This window comes from Pedobacter sp. 05L430 (assembly GCF_056397585.1).
Genome location: NZ_JBFTNT010000573.1, coordinates 1 through 899, shown reverse-complemented (window position 1 = coordinate 899; position 899 = coordinate 1). Strand labels below are relative to the sequence as shown.

Genomic DNA, 899 nt, shown 5'->3' with positions numbered 1-899 from the left:
GGTTGTTTTAGAATGGGGCAATATTTCAGTGCCGTTTACTGTAAAATAAAATTTAACGTTTTTCGCCTGCCTGCTGTAAATGATTAGGCAGGCGGTCAGAAGTATAAGGATGGGAGGCGTCATAAACGTGATTGGCGCCTTTTATTTTATAGACCTTTTGCCCTGATTTGTCTTTGTGCCAGCTGCTGCGCTATACTAAATCAACGTCAAGATGTCATGCGGGACCAGCTGGTGAACGGAAACCCATTCTGCAGCTTTTAAAATATCAAATTCCTCCTTGTGTTTTATGAAATCATATAAAGGGGTGCTGTCCAAACCATCGCTTTTTATTCTAATTGCATGGGTGCCTAACAATGAATGAATTAACTATTTGAATGATTAGATAAGAGAGATGATAATTCAAAATCTACCGTTTTCTTTTATATTTAGCCCATACTTAGTATAGGCCATGATACATATTGTTGGAGTTGTCATTTCTTTATTTCTTTCCATACTGCTTTTTACAAAAAAAGGTAAATCTAGGGCAGATTTGGTATTGGCCTTCTGGCTATTTTTGATCTCTATTCACCTGCTTTGCTATTACTTAATTGCATCAGATAAATTTCTGGAATATCCGTACTTTTTGGGTCTTGAGATTCCCATGCCACTGCTTCATGGCCCATTTTTGTATTTGTATGCTACTTTGTTAACTGGAAAGAAGATCGGGAAATTGTACTGTTCTTTTCATTTTCTTCCTGCAGTGTTAGCATATATTGCTTTGTCGAAGTTCTTTTTGTTGGCCACAGGCGAGAAGATATTTATTTACGAAAACAATGGCATTGGTTATTTGGGCTTATTAAAAATCGTCCATTTCGCAATTTTACCTTCTGGTATTGCTTATATCATAATGTCGCTTTATC

1 pseudogene is annotated in these 899 nt (G+C 36.6%); it reads left to right on the top strand.

From position 1 onward, the window contains the following. Positions 1–448 precede the first annotated feature (448 nt). A pseudogene (locus AC1DG9_RS27385) lies at positions 449–899 on the top strand (helix-turn-helix domain-containing protein); the annotation flags it as partial.